Here is a 20715-nt window from a genome sequence, read left to right on the forward strand (position 1 = left end):
ATTACGAATAGCCTCTCTTATTCCTCTGTTTTTTGTTGACAATAATACATATTAGTGACAACAAGCGGTTTTATTTATCAAGATTTTTACAATAACCCCTGTTTTTCCTATTTCGAGAGAAAACAAACACAATTTCAGCCGACCTTTCTTCCACCTAAACAGTGCTTTTCCTAACATACCAGCGAACAGTCCGCCGGAGAGGTAGAAATTGCATGACATTTGGTTATCTTATCTTCCATATTCCTTACACTTCGAAAAACCGGAACTGCCAGTGAGTTGAATATTTGGGAAAACAAAGGGAGGGTAAAGGAATATTACCCGGATTCGAAGGGTCTTTTCAAGGAAATCGAACCCTTATTTCCACGACGACCGTCTTCATCGCTCCGGGCTGTCGGATTCACTCTATACGAAGTCGGACTTCGTGGCGATGAAGACGGTCGTTGGGAGGAAAAACCGCGCACCTCACGGGAATGGCCTCCCAAAGGCATTATTTTCGATCCGTAAACAACTGTTCGAAGAACATTTGGCGGATGAGGTTCAAGTCATTTTCAAGATGTTTTTTACAATAAGGGGGGATCAATTGCTTGTCATACGCTTGATAATACTATAAGCATTGATGATACCCAACTCTCCGGCCTTGCTCAAATCGGCGATTCCCCGGTTGGCATCTCCTTGCGAAAGGCGTGCTAATCCACGGTTGAAATAAGCCTCGGCAAATTCCGGATCACGCTGGATCGCCTCGCTGTAATCCTGGATGGCAGCACGAAAATCGCGTTGCGCACAACGCAGGTTTCCACGATTGAAATAAGCATATACGAAGCCCGGATTCAATTTGATCACCATGTCATAATCCCTCGTAATCATTTCATGCTCGTAAGCTCGCTTATTGTCTTTCAAGGATGCGGAAGCCGGATCAGATGTTGCCGGAGTACGAACAACCGTCGGATTCTTACCCATCTTAAGGTTCATGCTCATAGCAGAAAAATCGTCTTGCGAGCTGGCAGCCTGCGACATATTATAGTCAAGCTGTTTATACCGGACGACAGCCCGGTTAAAATAAGCCATAGCAAAATCCGGATCCAATTCGATCACCTTTGTATAATCCTTAATCGCTTCGGTAAAGTCCTGTACAAGCATAAAATCCAAAGCCCGTCCGAAATAGGCATCCACATCGTTCGGATTCTTCACTATACGGGCCGAAAAATTATCGATAGATGCAAAATGTACGGCAACCTGGTCTTCCGTAAGGGCGGCTTCTTCGTTTGTGATACGCAGCTTACGTTCCAGTACCAGACGGGAATTGTAAGCTTCCACCATCTTATCATAATAAACCAACTTCTTTACCGGATCGACTTTTTCGTAATAAGTCAGGACAAACATCGGTTCCAGATCCACACGCACATTGCGGTCCTGCACGCGTCCACGAATTTCGCTGTTATACTTCGTCTTACGTACCTCTTCTTCATCATACACGACAAGACGGTTGAACTTATCGATATTCTTATCCGACTGTTCACGCGTATTTTCATCCTTTGATGCCGGATCGGCCAATTGCGTACCGATATTGTTGCCATTTTGGGAAGCGACCGCATTTCCCAAAGCATTCCCGTTCTTCTTTTTTTGCTCCATATTATAGGCAGTCCAGTAGTCACGGTCGGCACCGACCTCATCATGCATTTTCCGCTTCACTTCCGCACGGCTGTAATAACCGGCCACAAAATTCGGATACTGCCGCAACACGACATCGAAGTCATGTACGGAACCTTGATAATCTCCCGTCTCGTAACGCAACAACGCCCGGTTATAATAAGCCATATAGTTGTCCGGTTCAATCTCGATCACAACATCGAAATCTTCGATAGCCCGGTTGTTATCCCCGATCTGTGCCCGAAGCAATCCTCGGTTGAAGCGGGCAATCAGGTTGTGGCTGTCCATGCTGACCACCTGATCATAATCAGCCATAGCACCACGCAAATCCTTTAACTGATACCGGACCAGACCTCTATTGATGTAATAACCGCTCTCACGGGTATTCAGACGAATGGCCTCGTTCAGATCGGCAAGCGCGTCTTTCATATTGTTCATCTGGTAATGCAGGATCGCCCGGTTACCATAAGCGGGAGCATAGTAGGGGTCCATACTGATCGCCTTATCATAGTCGGCAAGTGCTTTGACCGTATCGCCTTTCTCGGTGTACATCGCACCACGCGTCAAATAGTTCATAGAATATTTGGGATGGGCCGTCATCAGTTCATCAAACACCTTTTCGGCCTCCTTAAAATCTTTTTTCTGAATATTGGCTACTGCCACATTCACCAACATCTGGCGGTCTTCCGCCTTAAACTCCAAACCTTTCCTGTAGTCTTCTATTGCTTCGTCAAATTTCTCCTGACTCTGACGGGCAATACCACGTGCGTAATATGCCTGTACCAGGAAAGGGTTCCGTTCAAGACAAAGCGTACAGTCTTCTTCAGCTCCTTTATAATCATCCAAATTGATTTTTGCCACAGCACGGTAGAAATATGGTTCGGCCAACCAAGGTTTTGATTTGATAACCTGATTGAAATATTGTATCGAAAGAACATAGTCCTCAAAATACAAGGCGTTGCGCCCGATAGTCAACACACGATCCGTATTGATTTGTGCAAACATGGCTAACGAACACAGCTGGAATATAAATAAAAGAATCGCTTTCTTCATCTATTATAAAAATATTCAACATTGATCGGTCGCAAAAGTAAGTAAATAATCTTAGCCATTAAAACCAATCTATAAAAAAAGCTTTCACAGACTGTAAAACAGTGTGAAAGCTTTCTATATTTACTTATTTCAGCTATTTACTTCGGCTGAATCTTAACCATCAAATGGTCTTTTGGGATCTTATCTCCTTCCGTTACACCCAGCTCGACAATCGTTCCGGCAACGGGAGCGACCACCCGGTTGTACATCTTCATCGCCTGGTGGATCAAAAGCAACTGGCCGGCTTCGACTTCCTGCCCTTGCTGTACTTCCACTTTAACGATCGTTCCAGGAAGATGAGAAATCACATCACCGACAAAGGGCTTATGCCACATTTTACGGTTCTTATATTTTGCAGTCAGCGTCGTCTTGTATTTGCGGGCCGTTACTACAAAATCCACATATTCGTTATCTTTCTCTTTCTTTTCCATATTCAAAAGTTTTTACGGCGTTAATTAGAACGGAGGCAATCCGTGCTTCTTAGCCGGTCTGTATTCTTCTTTCAATACAGAAAGTTTAAGCGCGTGAAGCAACAATGAACGTGTTTCTTTCGGCTCGATAACAGAATCGATGAACCCTTTGGACGCAGCCACATAAGGATTTGCAAACTTCTCGATATATTCCTTCACCTTTTCCTGGCGCATTGCATTCTGGTCTTCGGCTTCCATGATCTCCTTGCGGAAAATAATGTTGGCCGCACCTTCCGGTCCCATCACCGCAATTTCTGCACTCGGCCATGCAAACATAAAGTCCGCCCCTAAGTGACGAGAGTTCATGGCGATATAACCGCCACCATAAGCCTTACGCAGGATAACCGTAATCTTGGGAACCGTCGCTTCGGAATAAGCATACAATACCTTCGCACCATGGCGGATCACACCGGCATGTTCCTGGTCGACGCCCGGCAAATAGCCCGGCATATCTTCCAACGTGATAATAGGAATATTGAAAGAATCGCAGAAACGGATAAAACGTGCAGCTTTATCGGCACTGTCGCAATCCAATACACCTGCCAACACCATCGGCTGATTAGCAACGAAACCGACAGTTTCACCACCCATGCGGCCAAAACCGATCACAATGTTGGCTGCCCACAACTCCTGTACTTCCAAGAAGTCGGAATCATCCACGATACATTTGATAACGTTACGAACATCGTACGGCTGTTTCGGATCTGCCGGAACCACATCTTCAATGTTCATTACCGCAGCGGGTTCCTTCGACTCTACCACTTTAGCACGTTCCTGGTTATTCCAGGGGATAAAACTAACCAGACGTTTAACTTGCTCGAAACACTCCTGCTCGCTCTGTGCGTAGAAATGAGCATTACCAGTTGTTTCCGCATGGACACGTGCACCACCCAGATCTTCCATAGAAATATCTTCGCCCAACACGGTCTTGATCACATTCGGACCTGTAATAAACATCTTGGAGATATTCTCTACTACAAATACGAAGTCCGTTAAAGCCGGAGAATATACGGCTCCACCGGCACAAGGTCCCAGGATCAACGAAATCTGAGGAATAACACCGGAAGCAATTGTATTGCGATAGAATATTTCACCATAACCCGCCAATGCACCTACACCTTCTTGGATACGTGCACCACCTGAGTCGTTGATACCAATAATCGGACATTTCATTTTCAGAGCATGATCCATGATCTTCGTGATCTTACGTGCATGCTGCAAGCCCAGTGAACCACCGGCAACCGTAAAGTCTTGTGCATAGATACAAACCGGAGCACCGAAGATCGTACCTGTACCTGTAACAACACCATCACCTGGTAAATCTTTCTTATCCATGCCGAAATCACGACCATCGTGCTTCACGAACAAGTCATATTCATGGAAAGAATTCTTGTCCAACAAGGATAGAATACGATCACGGGCAGTCAGTTTACCCATCGCGATCTGCTTTTCGATAGCAGCTTCACCTCCACCCATCTCAACGACGGCTTTCTTTTCCCTGAGGGCCTGAATGTTTTTACTTAAATCTGTCATACTGATTAGTTAATAGAGTTCTTATTACTTACCAACCGCTTTTGCTTTATAGGAGCAACGGGCTGTACCTTTAATAATACTATTTAGTTTGCTTTTATTCAACTGACGGCGGATTCCTGAAATATTATCTATGAATACATGGCCTTCCAAGTGTTCACACTCATGCTGCACAACACGTGCAGCAAACCCCTCCACCGTTTCTTCATGTTCCTTCAAGTCTTCATCCAGATATTTCACACGTACTTTTGCTGAACGGGCTACTTTCTCATGCACTCCCGGCAGGCTCAGACAACCTTCCTCCATCGAAACCTCTTCTTCACTTTTTTCAAGGAAAACAGGATTGATCATCGCACGCTTGAAGCCTTTGCATTCAGGAAAATCATCTCCCATCACGTCAGCGTCAATTACCAAAAGACGCAATGACAAACCGACCTGCGGAGCGGCCAGCCCCACACCATCGGCATTGTACATCGTTTCGAACATATTGGCTACCAATTGTTTCAGATCCGGATAGTCCATCGGAACCTCTTCAGCCTCTTTTCTCAGCACGGGCTGTCCATATAAATATACTGGTAAAATCATAACTTTTATAACTGATATTTCTTATTTTCCAAATATGACTGCAAGATAATAACCGCACTGATCTCGTCTACCAATCCTTTATCTTGCCTTTTCTTTTTCTTCAATCCTCCGTCCAGCATTGCCTTATGTGCCAAAACGGAAGTAAATCGTTCATCGTAATACTCTACCGGAATATCCGGAATGGTCCGCTTCAAATGTGTTACAAAGGCTTCCACGTATCTCATATTTTCAGAAAGTTCGTTGTTCATCTGCTTTGGAAGCCCGACTACAAACCGTTCAACGGGTTCGCGCGAAACATAATCAGCCAGAAACCTTGTAAGTTCACCGCTCGGCACAGTTGTCAGTCCGTTTGCAATCATCTGCAAGGTATCTGTGACCGCCAGACCGGTACGTTTCCGGCCATAATCAATTGCTATAATCCTTCCCATCGGGCACAAAGATAACATAAATTCAGTTTCCAATTACACATATATACAAAAAGTGTGCAATTTAATACTTAGTATGCATTCTTTTCTCCCTTGAACATATTGATAACCGTTACAACTATAATCTTAAGATCCAAGAAGAAAGACCAATTCTCGATATACCAGACATCTCGCTTCACACGTCCTTCCATTTGTTCCAACGTTTTCGTTTCTCCTCTGTAGCCTGTTACCTGTGCCCAACCTGTCACCCCCGGTTTAACCAAGTGGCGAACCATATACTTGTCAATCAACGCAGAGTATTGCTCTGTATGTTTCAGCATATGGGGACGCGGTCCTACAACTGACATTTCCCCCCTCAACACATTAATAAACTGGGGAAATTCATCCAAATTAGTCCGCCGAAGAAAATCTCCGACCTTTGTTTTACGCGGGTCGTCCTTCACAGCCTGCAAGGAATCAGCCTGCGCATTAACCTTCATCGTGCGAAACTTATAACACCTGAAATCCTGTCCATACAGTCCCGTTCTCTTTTGCTTAAATAAGATCGGTCCCGGAGAACTCAGCTTGATCATGATACCAACCACAATATATAATATCGGGAATATAGTTACCAGAATTACAGTTGAAAAAAGAATATCAAACGCACGTTTCAATGCTCGATTGTAAGCTGCCTGTAAAGGCTCGCGGCGAACGGTCATCAAAGGGATGGACTCCAAAACATCCATCACAAGACTCTTCTTCAAATTTCGATAAAATTCCGGCACAATATAAAAACGGATCATGTGCTTCTCCGCAAAATTCAACAAACGCACAATCTTCTCATCATTCGTACCCGGTAAAGTACAGTAGATTTCATCCACATCATTTGCCAGCACAAAATTCTCTACCTCATTCGTCATTCCCAAGTAATTCGGCAAAACCGATTTCAAGGACTGATTATCATCAAAGAATCCCAAGATATTGAAACCATACGACAAATCATCCTTCATTACCTTATATAATTCCATCCCATTTTTTCCTGCTCCAACAATTACGATCTTTTTAAAATTATACCCTTTCCGACGATACATTTTCAATGTTACACGCACAATAACACGCCACAAAGAAAATACTACAAGCGTAACAGCGTAATAAACCAATAAGAAAGTTGCCAACACATCTCCAACATTCAAAAAAATCAGACAAGTGGCAAATAAAAAGAACATAATCGTAACCAAAAAGAATGCTCTTTGCACAATTTTATCGATAAAGACAATGGACAGATGCAACCGCAAAGGAACAAAATAAAGGGAAAAGAAATAACAAAAATTCAACAAAAGCACCACTTCTCGCAAGCTTCCAGTAATAGCTAACGTATGAATACTATTCAATCCATAATAGACAATAAAAAAGAGAATATTCAGAACGATCAGATCTCCGATGCCTATCAGCCATTGAATAAGATAACCATATTTTTTATTTGACTCCATAACAACGCGCTAAAATCATGCAAAAATAAGCATTATTTCCGAGCAAAAAAAAGGCTGCACACGATTATGTACAGCCTTTCGGGATATAATTAAAAATTAATTATTTGCAGACATGATAACAACGCGGTTCCAATTGTTTTCATTGTACGGTTGAACGTCAGAACCCTTCCATTCGATTGTGATCTGGCTAGAAGAGATACCGTATTTATCAATAAGTTCCTTGGCAACGGCTCTTGCACGTTTTTCGGAAAGCTGCATATTGTAAGAACCTGTACCTGTTTTCTTATCAGCATAGCCGATAACCTTGATAGGCACATTGTTTTCTTTCATAAACTGTGCAGTATTGAAGATGCTAACCTGCTGGTTCTTGTCGATCTTAGCGCTATTGATACGGAAGTATACCACATTATCTACATAGTTGTTAACAACGTTAGTTACAACTTCTTCACATTCAGGACAAGAAACCGGACGTTTACTCAATTCGTCGTTTTCAGCACGCAAAGCGTTGATCTGACCATTCAGGTCGTTCAACAATGCATAATCCATCGGCTCCAACACTTCGAAATCAGTTTTACCCAGTTTGAATGTCAAACCAGCGCTCAACTGTCCGATACCGTCAGTCAGGTGGTACATAGAAACACGGTTAAACTGTTCGTTCAACAATGAACCCTGAACTTCTACGTTCAAATCTACACGTTTGCTCAAACGGAACGCAGTCAGGATACCGAAATTCACCGTTGGAGATTCTGTTCTTGCAATACCTCTGTTATCATCGGAGTTTTTGAAACGCTGTGCGTAACCAAGACCTACCCAAGGAATCAAACGAAACACTTTCTTTTCGTTGTAAGGAGCCCAGAAATTAGTCACATCCCACAACAAATCAGCATGAGCAGCTGCATATTTATTGTGCTGCATAAATGTAGCACCTGTGTTTTCAAAACCATGCAACACACCACCATTCAACTGGAGACGCAGGGCTAAATACGGATTAAACCATTTACCGACAGAGAACTGAGGAGCAAAATTCAAACGATTCTTAAAATCGGCTTCACTGTTCTGATCACCAAATAAAACACTCGCGCCACCAGCAATAGAGATAAACCAGTTGTCGCCTGCTTTGTTCTTTTTGAAGTTTGTCTTATAACCCGCTTCGTTACTAAATCCAACCTGCGGTTTAAATTCCTGTGCAGACACAGAGAAAACAAAACCTGATAACAAAGCTAAAAGTAATACTTTAGTCTTCATATTCATCAACATTTTAATTAAACAATCAATTACCTATAATCTTGCTCAAACATATTGCAAAATTAACTCTTTTTCTAATTATAACAAATAAAAACAATAAAAGTTCGATTCTACTCAAAATAATTCAATACTTCATAGCCACCTTCTTTTAGATACGATTCTTTCTTCATCAATTTTATATCATTCAACATCATATCCTCTATCAAAGAGGCCAAATCGTACTTTGGTTCCCATCCCAAACGGGTACGCGCCTTCGTCGCATCGCCGATCAATAAATCGACTTCAGTCGGACGGAAATACTGAGGATCAACACCTACAACTTCATCTCCAATCCGTTTCTTGAAATTATCGAGATAAACCTCACCGACTCTTTCAATAAACACTTTTTCGTCAATATAGTTTAAGACAGCCACCTCATTAACATTCTCACCTTTGAAAATAATTTCCACGCCTATCTCGGCGAACGCCATCCTCAAGAAATCACGAATAGTTGTCGTAATCCCCGTCGCAATGACATAATCGGACGGTTCATCCTGCTGGAGGATTGCATACATTGCGCGGACATAATCTTTTGCATGTCCCCAATCACGTTTGGAAGAAAGATTCCCCATATAAACTTTTTTCTGCATGCCTAAAGCAATACGGGAGACAGCCCGCGTCACCTTACGAGTCACGAAGGTTTCTCCTCTCAGAGGAGATTCATGGTTGAACAAAATACCGTTCGACGCATGCATTTTATAAGCTTCACGATAGTTCACCGTTATCCAATAACCGTAAAGTTTGGCTACGGCATACGGACTTCTCGGATAAAAAGGAGTCGTTTCTTTCTGCGGAACTTCCTGCACCAGACCATAAAGTTCGGATGTAGAAGCTTGATAAATGCGCGTCTTGGGGATCAAATTCAGCAGACGAACTGCTTCTAAGATACGCAAAACTCCCAGACCATCGGTATTAGCCGTATATTCGGGTGTATCAAAACTCACTTTCACATGACTCATAGCCGCCAGATTATAAATTTCATCCGGCTGGATCTCACCGATAATGCGAGTCAGGTTCAAACTGTCGGTCAGGTCACCATAATGTAGGATCAAGTTACGATTTTCCACATGCGGGTCCTGATAAAGATGGTCGATACGATCCGTGTTAAACATGGACGACCGGCGTTTGATACCATGCACTATATATCCTTTCTTGATCAGATATTCGGCCAGATAAGCCCCATCTTGGCCTGTTATTCCTGTTATTAAAGCAACTTTACTCATCGTTGTTAAACGGAAGACGCAACAACCTCCCTATTTTTAATTTTTTAATTTTCAATTCTTAATTCTCCAAGTACCAACTATAAAGGCGTTCAACCCCTTCGTCTATCTCAATCGTATGATGCCAGCCCAAAGCATGCAACTTCGTGACATCCGTCAGTTTGCGCATCGTCCCGTCCGGTTTAGACGAATCAAATACGATCTCACCTGTAAACCCTACCTTTTCTCGGATTAGGGAAGCCACTTCACAAATAGAAAGTTCTTTTCCAGTACCTATATTAATATGCGTATTTCGGATATCGCCGGTAGCAGGACGGAGATCGGCAAAATCGACCTTCTCCATCACATAGACGGAAGCATCTGCCATCTCCTCGCTCCAAAGAAACTCACGAAGCGGTTTGCCTGTTCCCCACAACTCCACTTTACCAGGATAAATACCGTACTTGGCAAGAATATCCAATATTTCGGATTCAGAAGTACCGCCGGATATATTTTCAACCGAACGCGCATTCAGATCTTTCCGGACAGCCTCCCAATCTCCTTCGGAAAGACATTTACCCAAATGTACTTTGCGAATCATGGCAGGCAGCACATGCGAAGTCTCCAGGTTAAAATTATCATTCGGGCCATACAGGTTGGTCGGCATTACTGCGATATAGTTAGTTCCGTATTGCAAGTTATAACTCTCACACATCTTGATCCCGGCTATCTTAGCTATCGCATAAGGTTCATTCGTATATTCGAGAGGCGAAGTGAGCAAGCAATCCTCCGGCATCGGTTGCGGAGCATTTCCCGGATAAATACAAGTACTTCCCAAAAACAGAAGTTTCTTTACGTTATTCAGATAAGAAGCATGAATCACATTGTTCTGAATCATAAGATTCTCGTAAATAAAGTCAGCCCGGTAGCGGCTGTTTGCCACAATCCCTCCGACATGGGCTGCTGCCAGGAACACATATTCCGGCTTCTCTGCGGCAAAGAAATCATGAACGGCCTGCTGATCGGTCAAATCCAATTCCGCATGCGTACGCAGGACAAAGTTCGTGTAACCTTTTGCCTTCAGATTCTTCAGAATAGCAGAACCGACCAGTCCCCGATGGCCTGCTACAAATATTTTACTATCCTTATTCATTCTCTCTTTTTATCAAATTCAGCAGATATTGTCCATACTGGTTCTTCAACATCGGAGCGGCAACTTGCCTCAACCGTTCTGCATCGATCCAACCATTCCGATAAGCAACTTCTTCCAAGCAAGCTATTTTCAACCCTTGTCGTTTCTCTATCACCTCAACGAAGGTGGAGGCTTCGGAAAGAGAATCGTGCGTACCGGTGTCAAGCCATGCAAAACCGCGCCCCAAGAGCTGAACTTTCAAATTCCCATCCTTCAGGAATTCCTGGTTGACAGTCGTAATCTCCAATTCTCCGCGGGCGGAAGGTTTAATCTGCTTGGCAACTTCCACCACTTTGTTCGGATAGAAATAAAGGCCGACAACTGCATAATTCGATTTCGGGCATGCTGGTTTTTCTTCAATGCTCAACACATTTCCTGCCTCATCGAATTCGGCCACGCCATAGCGCTCCGGATCATTGACGTAGTAACCGAAGACGGTCGCTTTTTGTTCGTTTTCCACATTAGCTACGGCCCTTTTTAACATTGCGGTGAAACTCTGTCCGTAAAAGATATTGTCGCCCAAGACCAGACAAACGGAATCATTTCCAATAAACTCCTCCCCAATTAAAAAAGCTTGTGCCAATCCGTCCGGTGAAGGTTGTTCGGCATACTCGAAACGGACACCATAATCGGAACCATCCCCTAACAGACGACGAAAACCGGGAAGATCCTGCGGTGTGGAAATCACCAATATTTCACGTATTCCTGCCAGCATCAACACAGACACCGGATAATAGATCATCGGTTTATCATAAATAGGCAATAACTGTTTTGAAACCCCTTTGGTTATCGGATACAAACGCGTACCGGACCCTCCTGCTAAAACAATACCTTTCATAATCTTCTATGATTTACGATTTATGATTCCGGAATCATGCATCAATGATAAATCATACATCCAAAATCACAAATTCTTAATAAATATAACGGATGGCAAATGTATTAAAAATAATTCACTTTACCGGCTCGGTGAAACTTTTCTTTCCAAAGGTTTGTTACAAAGTAGATTTCAAAATAATTAAAAAACGAATTTATTATGAAGACTTTTATTGACACAATCAACTTCGGAGTAAAAAACTGGTGGGTTTCCCTGCTGTTGGGCCTGCTTTATATCCTCATCGCAATCTGCCTGATGTTCACACCGCTGGCAAGCTATGTCGCACTGAGTGTTTTGTTTAGTGTATCCATGTTTGTCAGCGGCACGTTGGAAATTCTTTTTGCCGTCACCAATAGAAAGAATATTTCCAGTTGGGGCTGGTATCTGGCAAGCGGTATCATCGACCTAATCTTAGGTATCTACCTGATGGCCAATATCGGCCTGAGCATGGCAGTGCTGCCTTTCATCGTCGCTTTCTGGCTGATGTTCCGCGGTTTCGCTTCAACCGGCTACGCTATGGACCTGAAACGCTACGGGACACGCAACTGGGGCTGGTATATGGCTTTCGGCGTACTGGCAATCCTTTGCAGTATCGGCATTATCTGGCAACCAGGTCTTGGAGCGTTATCCCTTGTCTATATGATCGCGTACACTTTGCTGATCATCGGCATCTTCCGGGTTATGCTTTCCTTCGAACTGAAGAGCTTGCACAAACGGAACAAAGAATACAACGAATAAATCGTATGCTTTTCTCAGCAGTTTCCAATCCATGAGAATACTTCCTCACCGGGGAGAGAATATATTCTCATCCGTATGAGAAAAGATTATCATTACGACGAGAAAAGATTGTCATCCTTATGAGAAAAAGCCCCTCATAAGACGAAAATCTTTTCTCGTTGTAGCTTTATGATTATTCGCTGACCATCTTCCGCTTAATGAATACGGCCTTACACTCAGCACAGTCCTTCCGGCAGTTCACTTTGGATACGACAACGGCGGCCGGTCGACCATACGCAAGGTAACCTGCTGCTCAGAGGAGGCCCCGACAAAACCTAAGCCACCCGATACGTTTTGAGGAACGATGACCGGTTCCATAAAGGTTTCGTTATAATCTTCCGAATTCAGACAGTTCATCGCACGCAAATAACGATAATAAGGTTGTGATATGCTCAATAAGCGAACCGTAACATCCAAGTAAAAATGATCTTTTCTATTTGATTCGCTAATATACGGGACAGAGGTGTAGATCTTAAGGGTATACGAACCATTTTCAAAACGGCCATCCGTGAAAACATTGCTAAGATTACGAATAGTCCAATCCAAAATGCCGAATTTGTCATCATCGGCAGTCGTAAGATGCCCATCGGTCAACACAATATCCTCCTGGTTGATAATTTCGGGATAAGAGGAAAAGGGACCGTATTTGATACCTGTTTCCGAAGAAATCCTGTATGTATTTTCTTCGATAATAAGACGGTAATAATTTTTCTCGTTCGGACGGTCATGTATCGTTATCTTGTATCGCATACAATCCATCATACTGGAACCACCCCTCAATTGCGTACGGAGCGTATCTACACGGATAGTTTCCTCGATCGGAAAAGGGATTTCCACCTCGCAACCAGCCTGGTATTGCCCGTCTTCGGCTGTCGCTTCAAAGCGGATACGGTCACCAGGACGAAAAGATGTTTTCAACGTGCAATTAGAATCATCGAAAGAACCATAGACCTTCTCCACCTCTGCCGTCTCGGTCTTTTGCCCGTTGACATATACTACAATGGAACCATTGGAAACACAATCCGCTTGCTGTTTATCGGTATCGATCATACGCAGAGACACTCCGTTTTCTTCCTTTCCGGCTTCAAGAAAAGCATTCATCAGAAGCTGTGGGACCTGCGGCTTGTTCATATATGGAAGCTCATTCTCACAACCCGGGAACAGCATAGAAACCAGTATGAATAATATAAATAAATTCTTTTTCATAATTCTACTCCTCTTTATTAAAACCGGTATGTATAGGTAATCGATGGAACACAAGGCAGAAGCGTTTGCTTTATCAGCTTCGTTTTCCGCTTCCAGGCCGTCTCATGGCTACCATCCGGCTTAATATGCTCTACTCCGATATATTCTTCTTCTTTATAGATAAGATTCGGAGTCATGGCATTATAGGCGTTATAGACCGAAATATTCCAAGTCTGCATGCCGTGGCGCAATTTTTTATGGAAATTGATGCTCAGATTCAACCGGTGGCTGACAGGAAGGCGGTAATTGTTTCGATGGGAAATGTAATCAATCAAGTTACCAGATGCCGTCCCTGTACGCTGTTCAGCAACCGTAGCCGTTCCGCCCGTATTAAAAATCCAAGTGATCCCTATATCCGTTTTCTTGCTGAAAGTATGGTTTACACAGAGGTTGATGTTGTGGCGGCGATCGTATTTATAAGGAAAACGTTCGCCGTTGTTGACCGTCCCGTCCTTGAACTGGCGATCACTCTTGGCGATCGTATACCCCAACCATCCTGTCGTTTTACCGATCGTCTTCTGGGCTAAAATCTCCAAGCCGAAAGAGCGGCCACGTCCCATCTCCACCTTCTCCTGCCATCCGCCGGATGATCCGAAAAAGGTAGCGCCATCCTGGTATTCCAATACATTATGCATATCTTTATAATAGCTTTCTAGAGAGAACTCCCATCCTTCCACACCGGTATAATAACCACCGACAGCATACTGGTAGGAGCGCATCGGACGGATGTTTTTAGTAACCGGAACCCATAAATCGATCGGCAACGAAATCGGCGAGGATGACAGCAGGTGCACATACTGTTCCATTTGTGTAAAAGAAGCCTTTGCCGCAAAACCGTCATGAAAGCGATAACGCGCAGAAAGACGAGGCTGTGCCGACAGATAGCCTTTCCCTTGTGTGGAAAACAAGGAGAGATGAATGCCGGCATTCAAGCTCAGACGGTCGCCGATATCGGCATTGTCTTCGGTATAAAACGAAAACTCGTGCCCGTGCAAATAGCTGTTCGAGGAATCGTTGTAGACGGTATCCTGTGCCGTCTGCCCGTCTGCAGCTTCTTTCACACGCGAGGTCGTCACCTCCGGTCGGAAGGTATGATACAGATAAGAAACACCGAACTTGACATGATGGTCAGGGACGGGCATATAATCGAAGTCCGTATGAAAACTCCAATCGTGTATACCGGAACGGTAATCGGAATTATAGACATACGATTCGTTTTTATCCGTTATCAGATTGCCGTTTTTATCCGTCTCGATGATGTCTTTCCGATAAGCGTCCGCCATGCTCATCTGATAGTGGTTGTATGCCACGGTCGTATTGCTGAATAATTTACTGTTGAAGACATAATTCCACCGTCCGGCGGCAATTGTGTTCCCCCAGTTGAAATCGATCTGACTGTTGTAGAAGTACATACTCGCCCCATAGTTATTCGAATAGCCGTCATATTCCTTATCCTGTTTGTAGTCGTAATGGTCTTTTCCTTTGTAGAAACTGAGAAACAGACGACTGCGATCGGAAAATTTATGGTTCACCTTGGTATTGATATCATAGAAATAGTAATTGTATTTTTTGTCCTCCGGAAGGAATGGCCTTGCTACCAGGTCAAGATAGGTGCGACGGCCGGTCAGACAAAAGGATGTTTTATCTTTCAAGATCGGACCTTCGAAGTGTAGCTTACTGGTCAACAGGCCAATGCTGACCGTACCGTGATAATTCTGCATATCGCCGTCGTTTGTCCGGATATCCACGATAGAAGACAGACGGCCGCCATAACGGGCTGGAAATGAACCTTTGAAAAGCGTAACCTTTTTCATGGCTTCCGGAGTGAAGATGGAAAACACGCCCAACATATGGTCGGCATTATAGATGGGGATACCATCCAGAAGGATCAAGTTCTGATCCGGTCCACCACCCCGTACATACAACCCGCTGAAACCTTCCGTTCCAGCCTGTACACCTGGCATCAACTGGATCGTTTTGAGGATATCGGCCTCTCCTAAGATGGCCGGAGTATTCTTGATCTGCGTCATCGGGATGTCTAACGTACCCATACCCGTTGCCCGAATGCCTGTCTCTTTTTTGTCGGAAAGAACGATGATTTCCGACAACTGGTTATTGGTCTGCAAACGGATGTTCATTACAGTATCCCGACTTAACAGAAAACGGCAATGCTTGGTCTCATATCCTAAATACGAAAAGAAAAGTCCGGTCTCTCCTTCCGGCAAGGTCAAGCTGTAAAACCCGAAAGGATTTGTTGAAGTCCCGGTATGACAGCTGGATTCCAAAATATTTGCACCAATCAGCGTTTCTGACGATATGGAATCGGTAATATATCCGCTGACCGTATATTTACGGGAAACAGGACGCTCTCCTAACAAGATGTGTGTGCCGGAGATTTTAAACGTTATCGCTTCCTGACCAAATGCATATTGCAGGATTTCCTCGATGGTCTTCTGACGGACATCAAGGGTAACAGGCTGCCGCAGCTGTACCTTTTCACCATAGATAAACGAGAAGCCGGTGGAGTCCTCTAACTGGCGGACAAAAGTGTCCAGTGTTGCCTTCCGGACCTGGAAGTCCAGACGCGCCGCCCGGTCTTGTGCAGCGAGCGGCGCAATTCTGAAAACTATCCATAATAGAAGAATAAGCCGGGCGAACCGGCGGAGACAATATAGGTAATAATTCATGACTTAGTTAAGTTTAGAATGAATCAAGATCGTATCATTTGTCTTTGAATAACTGAAATTACCGGCTGGCTGGAGCAGATCGAGCATCTGATCCAAGCTCTCACCTTCAGTAAAATGCGCCCTGATACGAAAATCCTTTATATCTTCATCCGTAATTTTGATTTTCACATGAAAAGCATTCGACAACTCTCGTGCAATCTCCTGCAACGGCAGATAATCAAAATGAAAATGGCCGTCGCGCCAACCGGTAGCCGTATTATTTTCTTTTGTTTTTTCTTCCTGTAGTGTTTTATCTGCTCGATTATAAATCGCGCTTTCTCCGGGAGAAAGCGTAATCCGGCTGGAAACAGCCGGCGCATTGACAGCGACAGAACCTTCCAACAAAGTTGTCTTCACCTCTGCATCTCCGGGATAGGCTTCAACATTAAAATGTGTTCCGAGCACTTCGACCTCGACTGGGTCCGCTTTCACAACAAAGGGATGCCGGGCATCTTTCTCCACTTCGAAATAAGCTTCTCCCTGTAATTGTACTTCCCTCCTATCCTCCTTGAAACGATCCGGGTAAGTCAAAGAGGAATAGCGGTTCAGCGTCACCTTCGTCTGGTCCGGCAAAGTAATTACCGATATGGCTGCACCGGCTGAAACAGTTTGCATCGCTACCGGCTTCCAATAATCATAGATGAACCAACTTGCAAAGCAAAGCAGGACGGATGCAGCAACGACTCCCGCCAGACGGAACAGTCTCAGCCTCTTTGTCCGGGGAGGAACGAGCCGCCTCTCCAACAATTTCCAACTTTCGGAAGCGGAATAGCGCCCACGAGGTGAACGTGTGGAGGCGACAAGCTTGTCCAGTGTCTTTTCTATATGATCGTGTGAAGGTTCCATGCTTTTCTCTTCTACATTTTAGAGATAAAGACAGGATTAAGTAAAAAACTCACTACTCACTTCTATTAAAATAATGTTAATTATCTCACTTCCTCTATTTGTCAGCCAACAGAGCTTCCCCTAATACCCGATCAAGTATCACCTTCTTTTTTTATATAACCACACGGAAACGCGACCTCTCCTCCAGTATCATTTTGTTATCTTCATAGGGACAAAACAAGATAGATAGAAACGTTAAAAAATATCACCCGCCAGTGTAATTTCCAAAACATGCCCTACTAATCCTATTTTGACGGGGTAGTAGTGACATTTTGATAAATCATAAGAAGCCTATCCCCTCAAACAAGAAATTTGAAATAGCAGGGAGAGGGACAACTGAGACTGCCATACAAAAGTTCTATGATTATATAACAAAAAAAACAGCCGAATTATTTGCAGTTTGTCAGAGAATGCATATATTTGCTGCCGTAATAACAACAAAAGTCATGAGAACAATTATAGTAAATACATATTGGTGGTGGCGCTCTTTACAACTCATAAGGTCGTAAGGAACCAGTCCTCATGTATATACTATCATGATATAATAAAAGGTCTGTCGCACTTGCGGCAGGCCTTTTTTCGTTTAGGGCAATTACCAAGATTCGAAAAGACAAAAAATAAATAATAACAGATAGAACGATGAAAACGTATCAAGTTGACGAAAATGGGTATTATGGTGAGTTTGGAGGAGCATATGTGCCCGAAATACTTCACCAATGTGTGGAAAACTTGCAGAAGAAGTATCTGGAAGTATTGGAAAGCGACAGTTTCAAGAATGAATTCAACCAGTTACTTCGGGACTATGTCGGCCGCCCTTCTCCTCTCTATCAGGCAAAAAGGCTGAGTGAGATGTATGGCTGCAAGATATATCTGAAGCGTGAAGACCTGAACCATACCGGCGCTCATAAGATCAACAACACGATCGGACAGATCTTGTTGGCCCGCCGGATGGGAAAAACCCGTATCATAGCCGAGACGGGAGCCGGACAGCACGGCGTGGCAACCGCTACCGTCTGTGCGTTGATGAATATGGAATGTATCGTTTATATGGGCAAGACGGATGTGGAACGCCAACATGCAAACGTGCAGAAAATGGAGATGTTGGGCGCGACGGTCATCCCCGTAACTTCTGGCAACATGACACTGAAAGATGCGACCAATGAAGCGATCCGCGACTGGTGCTGCCATCCTTCCGACACATATTACATCATCGGGTCGACAGTCGGCCCCCATCCTTATCCGGATATGGTGGCACGTTTGCAATCCGTTATCAGCGAAGAGATTAAAAAGCAGTTGTCGGAGCAGGAAGGACGTGACTATCCGGATTATCTGATCGCCTGTGTAGGTGGCGGAAGCAACGCTGCCGGAACGATCTATCATTTTATTGATGATGAACGGGTAAAAATCGTTCTTGCCGAAGCGGGCGGTTTGGGAATTACGACCGGACAAAGCGCAGCAACCATCCAATTAGGCAAGAAAGGTATCATACATGGAGCGCGCACATTAGTGATACAAAACGAGGACGGGCAAATCGAAGAGCCTTATTCCATCTCTGCCGGACTGGACTATCCGGGTATCGGACCGATCCACGCCAACCTGTCAGAAACTCACCGGGCTACGATTCTTGCCATCAATGATGACGAAGCGCTAGATGCGGCTTTTTGCCTGACGCGCATCGAGGGAATTATTCCGGCACTTGAAAGTGCGCATGCATTAGGGGCGTTGCCTAAGATAAAATTCAAACCGGAAGATGTCGTTGTCCTGACGGTATCGGGCCGGGGAGATAAGGATATGGAGACTTATATTAAGTATAAATTGAAAAACGAGAAGTGAAAAGTGAGAGTCAGGAAGTTCTTCCTATAATCAGTTTTATAATCATCAATTGTCGATCATAATGGACTATACATTTAAAACAATAAGCAGGAAGGTTCTCGGTGACCTTCATACACCTGTCAGTATCTACTTGAAGGTACGGGACGTTTATCCGAAATCGGCGTTATTGGAAAGTTCCGATTTTCATGGGAATGAAAACAGTCTTTCTTACATCGCGCTTTGTCCGCTGGCAAGTATCGGAATCAATAACGGGGAATGCACCGCTGTTTTTCCTGATGGAAAAAGCGAGGTTACGGCATTGACCGGAACATTCAATGTGGCGGAGGCCATGAATGCGTTTTTGAAGCGTTTCTCGATCGAAGGACCTGACAGGAAAGTCTGCGGACTGTTCGGATATACGGCTTTCGATGCCGTGCGTTACTTTGAGAACATCCCGGTGATGGAAGCGCACCATGAAGAAAACGATGCTCCCGACATGCTCTACATATTATATAAGTATGTACTTGTCTTCAACCACTTCAAAAATGAACTGACGCTCGTCGAGCTGATGCAATCCGGCGAAAACTCCGGTTTGCAAGAGATAGAGACCTTGATAGAAAACCGGAACTATGCTTCTTATAACTTCCAGGCTACCGGCCCTGAGACATCGCCTGTCAGCGGGGAAGAATATAAAGCAATGGTGCGCGAAGGCATCCGTCATTGCCTCCGTGGAGACGTTTTCCAGATCGTGCTGAGCCGCCGGTTCGAACAACCGTTCAAAGGAGACGACTTCAAGGTTTATCGGGCTCTCCGGAGCATCAATCCCTCTCCCTATCTGTTTTACTTCGACTTCGGAGGATTCCGTATCTTCGGCTCTTCACCGGAAACGCACTGCAAGGTAGCCGACGGACATGCAAGCATCGACCCGATTGCAGGCACGGCTTTCCGCACGGGAGACGTTGCATTGGACAGACAGCGTACCGAAGCTTTGCTTGCCGATCCGAAAGAGAATGCCGAGCATGTCATGCTGGTTGACCTTGCCCGTAACGACCTTTCGCGCAATGCGCATGACGTACAGGTCGATTTCTACAAGGAAGTGCAGTACTACAGTCATGTCATTCATCTGGTATCGCGTGTCAGCGGTGAGATCGATGCAGACAGCAATCCGATCAAGACCTATATAGATACATTCCCAGCTGGAACATTGAGCGGAGCGCCGAAGGTACGTGCCATGCAATTGATTACGGATATAGAAAAGCATAATCGGGGCGCTTATGGCGGTTGCATCGGGTTCATCGGCTTTGACGGCGACTTGAACCAGGCGATCACGATCCGTACATTCGTCAGCCGCGGAAACGTCCTGTACTATCAGGCAGGAGCCGGCATTGTCGCCAAAAGCAATGATGAACGGGAATTGCAGGAAGTCAATAACAAATTAGGCGCTTTGAAGAAAGCGATCGATCTGGCAACAACACTTATAAATTGAAAGTTGAAAATTAA

General features: G+C 44.4%; 17 protein-coding genes. 4 read left to right on the forward strand and 13 right to left on the reverse strand.

Features of this window, described 5'->3' with window-relative positions:
• Positions 1 to 219: 219 nt before the first annotated feature.
• Positions 220 to 504, forward strand: a complete 285-nt coding sequence (locus NQ542_RS07890; protein ID WP_005635367.1) for a hypothetical protein — start codon at positions 220 to 222, stop codon at positions 502 to 504.
• Positions 505 to 576: 72 nt separating this feature from the next.
• Here NQ542_RS07890 and NQ542_RS07895 read toward each other — a convergent pair whose 3' ends face one another.
• The 10 genes from NQ542_RS07895 to rfbA form a co-directional block, all read right to left on the reverse strand.
• Complete coding sequence (locus NQ542_RS07895) at positions 577 to 2700, reverse strand: tetratricopeptide repeat protein (protein WP_005635371.1); 2124 nt, start codon at positions 2698 to 2700, stop codon at positions 577 to 579.
• A 137-nt stretch (positions 2701 to 2837) separates the two neighbouring features.
• Positions 2838 to 3170, reverse strand: coding sequence for an acyl-CoA carboxylase biotin carboxyl carrier protein subunit (locus tag NQ542_RS07900; RefSeq protein ID WP_005635376.1), 333 nt, complete (start codon positions 3168 to 3170; stop codon positions 2838 to 2840).
• Positions 3171 to 3194: 24 nt separating this feature from the next.
• Positions 3195 to 4742, reverse strand: a complete 1548-nt coding sequence (locus NQ542_RS07905; protein ID WP_005635378.1) for an acyl-CoA carboxylase subunit beta — start codon at positions 4740 to 4742, stop codon at positions 3195 to 3197.
• 24 nt (positions 4743 to 4766) lie between these two features.
• Positions 4767 to 5324, reverse strand: coding sequence for a peptide deformylase (def, locus tag NQ542_RS07910; protein ID WP_005635379.1), 558 nt, complete (start codon positions 5322 to 5324; stop codon positions 4767 to 4769).
• 5 nt (positions 5325 to 5329) lie between these two features.
• Positions 5330 to 5752: a Holliday junction resolvase RuvX gene (ruvX, locus tag NQ542_RS07915; RefSeq protein ID WP_005635380.1), complete on the reverse strand. Its 423-nt coding sequence runs from the start codon at positions 5750 to 5752 to the stop codon at positions 5330 to 5332.
• A 68-nt stretch (positions 5753 to 5820) separates the two neighbouring features.
• Entirely contained in the window at positions 5821 to 7218 is a 1398-nt protein-coding gene (locus NQ542_RS07920; RefSeq protein ID WP_005635382.1) for an undecaprenyl-phosphate glucose phosphotransferase, read from the reverse strand.
• A gap of 96 nt (positions 7219 to 7314) precedes the next feature.
• Positions 7315 to 8463 (reverse strand): OmpA family protein, encoded by a 1149-nt coding sequence (locus NQ542_RS07925; RefSeq protein ID WP_005648654.1) that lies wholly within the window; start codon positions 8461 to 8463, stop codon positions 7315 to 7317.
• Between the two features lie 110 nt (positions 8464 to 8573).
• Positions 8574 to 9725, reverse strand: coding sequence for a GDP-mannose 4,6-dehydratase (gmd, locus tag NQ542_RS07930; protein WP_005635384.1), 1152 nt, complete (start codon positions 9723 to 9725; stop codon positions 8574 to 8576).
• Between the two features lie 58 nt (positions 9726 to 9783).
• The gene (locus NQ542_RS07935) at positions 9784 to 10854 is read right to left on the reverse strand and encodes a GDP-L-fucose synthase family protein (protein ID WP_005635386.1); all 1071 of its coding nucleotides are present in this window, start codon (positions 10852 to 10854) and stop codon (positions 9784 to 9786) included.
• On the reverse strand, positions 10847 to 11731 hold the full coding sequence (gene rfbA, locus NQ542_RS07940) for a glucose-1-phosphate thymidylyltransferase RfbA (protein WP_005635387.1): 885 nt from the start codon (positions 11729 to 11731) through the stop codon (positions 10847 to 10849). Before rfbA ends, NQ542_RS07935 begins: the two co-directional genes overlap by 8 nt.
• Positions 11732 to 11929: 198 nt before the next feature.
• Between rfbA and NQ542_RS07945 the strand changes: the two genes are divergently transcribed.
• Positions 11930 to 12508 carry an HdeD family acid-resistance protein gene (locus NQ542_RS07945; protein ID WP_005635389.1) on the forward strand — a complete coding sequence of 193 codons (579 nt, stop codon included), beginning with the start codon at positions 11930 to 11932 and terminating at the stop codon, positions 12506 to 12508.
• 237 nt (positions 12509 to 12745) lie between these two features.
• On the opposite strand, the gene NQ542_RS07950 is transcribed toward NQ542_RS07945, so the two are convergent.
• Genes NQ542_RS07950 through NQ542_RS07960 form a run of 3 tightly spaced genes read right to left on the reverse strand, consistent with a single transcriptional unit; the run spans position 12746 to position 17364 of the window.
• Positions 12746 to 13753, reverse strand: a complete 1008-nt coding sequence (locus tag NQ542_RS07950; RefSeq protein ID WP_005635390.1) for a DUF4249 domain-containing protein — start codon at positions 13751 to 13753, stop codon at positions 12746 to 12748.
• Positions 13754 to 13770: 17 nt separating this feature from the next.
• On the reverse strand, positions 13771 to 16479 hold the full coding sequence (locus tag NQ542_RS07955; RefSeq protein ID WP_005635391.1) for a TonB-dependent receptor: 2709 nt from the start codon (positions 16477 to 16479) through the stop codon (positions 13771 to 13773).
• Positions 16480 to 16482: 3 nt separating this feature from the next.
• Positions 16483 to 17364: a FecR family protein gene (locus NQ542_RS07960; protein ID WP_005635393.1), complete on the reverse strand. Its 882-nt coding sequence runs from the start codon at positions 17362 to 17364 to the stop codon at positions 16483 to 16485.
• Positions 17365 to 18042: 678 nt separating this feature from the next.
• On the opposite strand from NQ542_RS07960, the gene trpB reads away from it, so the two are divergent.
• A complete protein-coding gene (gene trpB, locus NQ542_RS07965) occupies positions 18043 to 19236 on the forward strand; it encodes a tryptophan synthase subunit beta (protein ID WP_005635394.1) in 1194 nt (397 codons plus the stop codon).
• Positions 19237 to 19297: 61 nt separating this feature from the next.
• A complete protein-coding gene (locus tag NQ542_RS07970; RefSeq protein WP_005635396.1) occupies positions 19298 to 20701 on the forward strand; it encodes an anthranilate synthase component I family protein in 1404 nt (467 codons plus the stop codon).
• Positions 20702 to 20715 lie beyond the last annotated feature (14 nt).

The organism is Parabacteroides merdae ATCC 43184, from assembly GCF_025151215.1.
Lineage (GTDB): Bacteria > Bacteroidota > Bacteroidia > Bacteroidales > Tannerellaceae > Parabacteroides > Parabacteroides merdae.

Excerpts from the sequence above, each read along its gene's own strand:
- rfbA (WP_005635387.1), bottom strand. The coding sequence starts at position 11,731 with ATGAAAGGTATTGTTTTAGCAGGAGGGTCCGGTACGCGTTTGTATCCG.
- gmd (WP_005635384.1), bottom strand. The coding sequence starts at position 9,725 with ATGAGTAAAGTTGCTTTAATAACAGGAATAACAGGCCAAGATGGGGCT.
- NQ542_RS07970 (WP_005635396.1), top strand. The coding sequence starts at position 19,298 with ATGGACTATACATTTAAAACAATAAGCAGGAAGGTTCTCGGTGACCTT.
- NQ542_RS07955 (WP_005635391.1), bottom strand. The coding sequence starts at position 16,479 with ATGAATTATTACCTATATTGTCTCCGCCGGTTCGCCCGGCTTATTCTT.
- NQ542_RS07935 (WP_005635386.1), bottom strand. The coding sequence starts at position 10,854 with ATGAATAAGGATAGTAAAATATTTGTAGCAGGCCATCGGGGACTGGTC.
- ruvX (WP_005635380.1), bottom strand. The coding sequence starts at position 5,752 with ATGGGAAGGATTATAGCAATTGATTATGGCCGGAAACGTACCGGTCTG.
- NQ542_RS07925 (WP_005648654.1), bottom strand. The coding sequence starts at position 8,463 with ATGAAGACTAAAGTATTACTTTTAGCTTTGTTATCAGGTTTTGTTTTC.
- NQ542_RS07905 (WP_005635378.1), bottom strand. The coding sequence starts at position 4,742 with ATGACAGATTTAAGTAAAAACATTCAGGCCCTCAGGGAAAAGAAAGCC.
- NQ542_RS07895 (WP_005635371.1), bottom strand. The coding sequence starts at position 2,700 with ATGAAGAAAGCGATTCTTTTATTTATATTCCAGCTGTGTTCGTTAGCC.
- def (WP_005635379.1), bottom strand. The coding sequence starts at position 5,324 with ATGATTTTACCAGTATATTTATATGGACAGCCCGTGCTGAGAAAAGAG.
- NQ542_RS07945 (WP_005635389.1), top strand. The coding sequence starts at position 11,930 with ATGAAGACTTTTATTGACACAATCAACTTCGGAGTAAAAAACTGGTGG.
- NQ542_RS07920 (WP_005635382.1), bottom strand. The coding sequence starts at position 7,218 with ATGGAGTCAAATAAAAAATATGGTTATCTTATTCAATGGCTGATAGGC.
- NQ542_RS07950 (WP_005635390.1), bottom strand. The coding sequence starts at position 13,753 with ATGAAAAAGAATTTATTTATATTATTCATACTGGTTTCTATGCTGTTC.
- NQ542_RS07960 (WP_005635393.1), bottom strand. The coding sequence starts at position 17,364 with ATGGAACCTTCACACGATCATATAGAAAAGACACTGGACAAGCTTGTC.
- NQ542_RS07900 (WP_005635376.1), bottom strand. The coding sequence starts at position 3,170 with ATGGAAAAGAAAGAGAAAGATAACGAATATGTGGATTTTGTAGTAACG.
- trpB (WP_005635394.1), top strand. The coding sequence starts at position 18,043 with ATGAAAACGTATCAAGTTGACGAAAATGGGTATTATGGTGAGTTTGGA.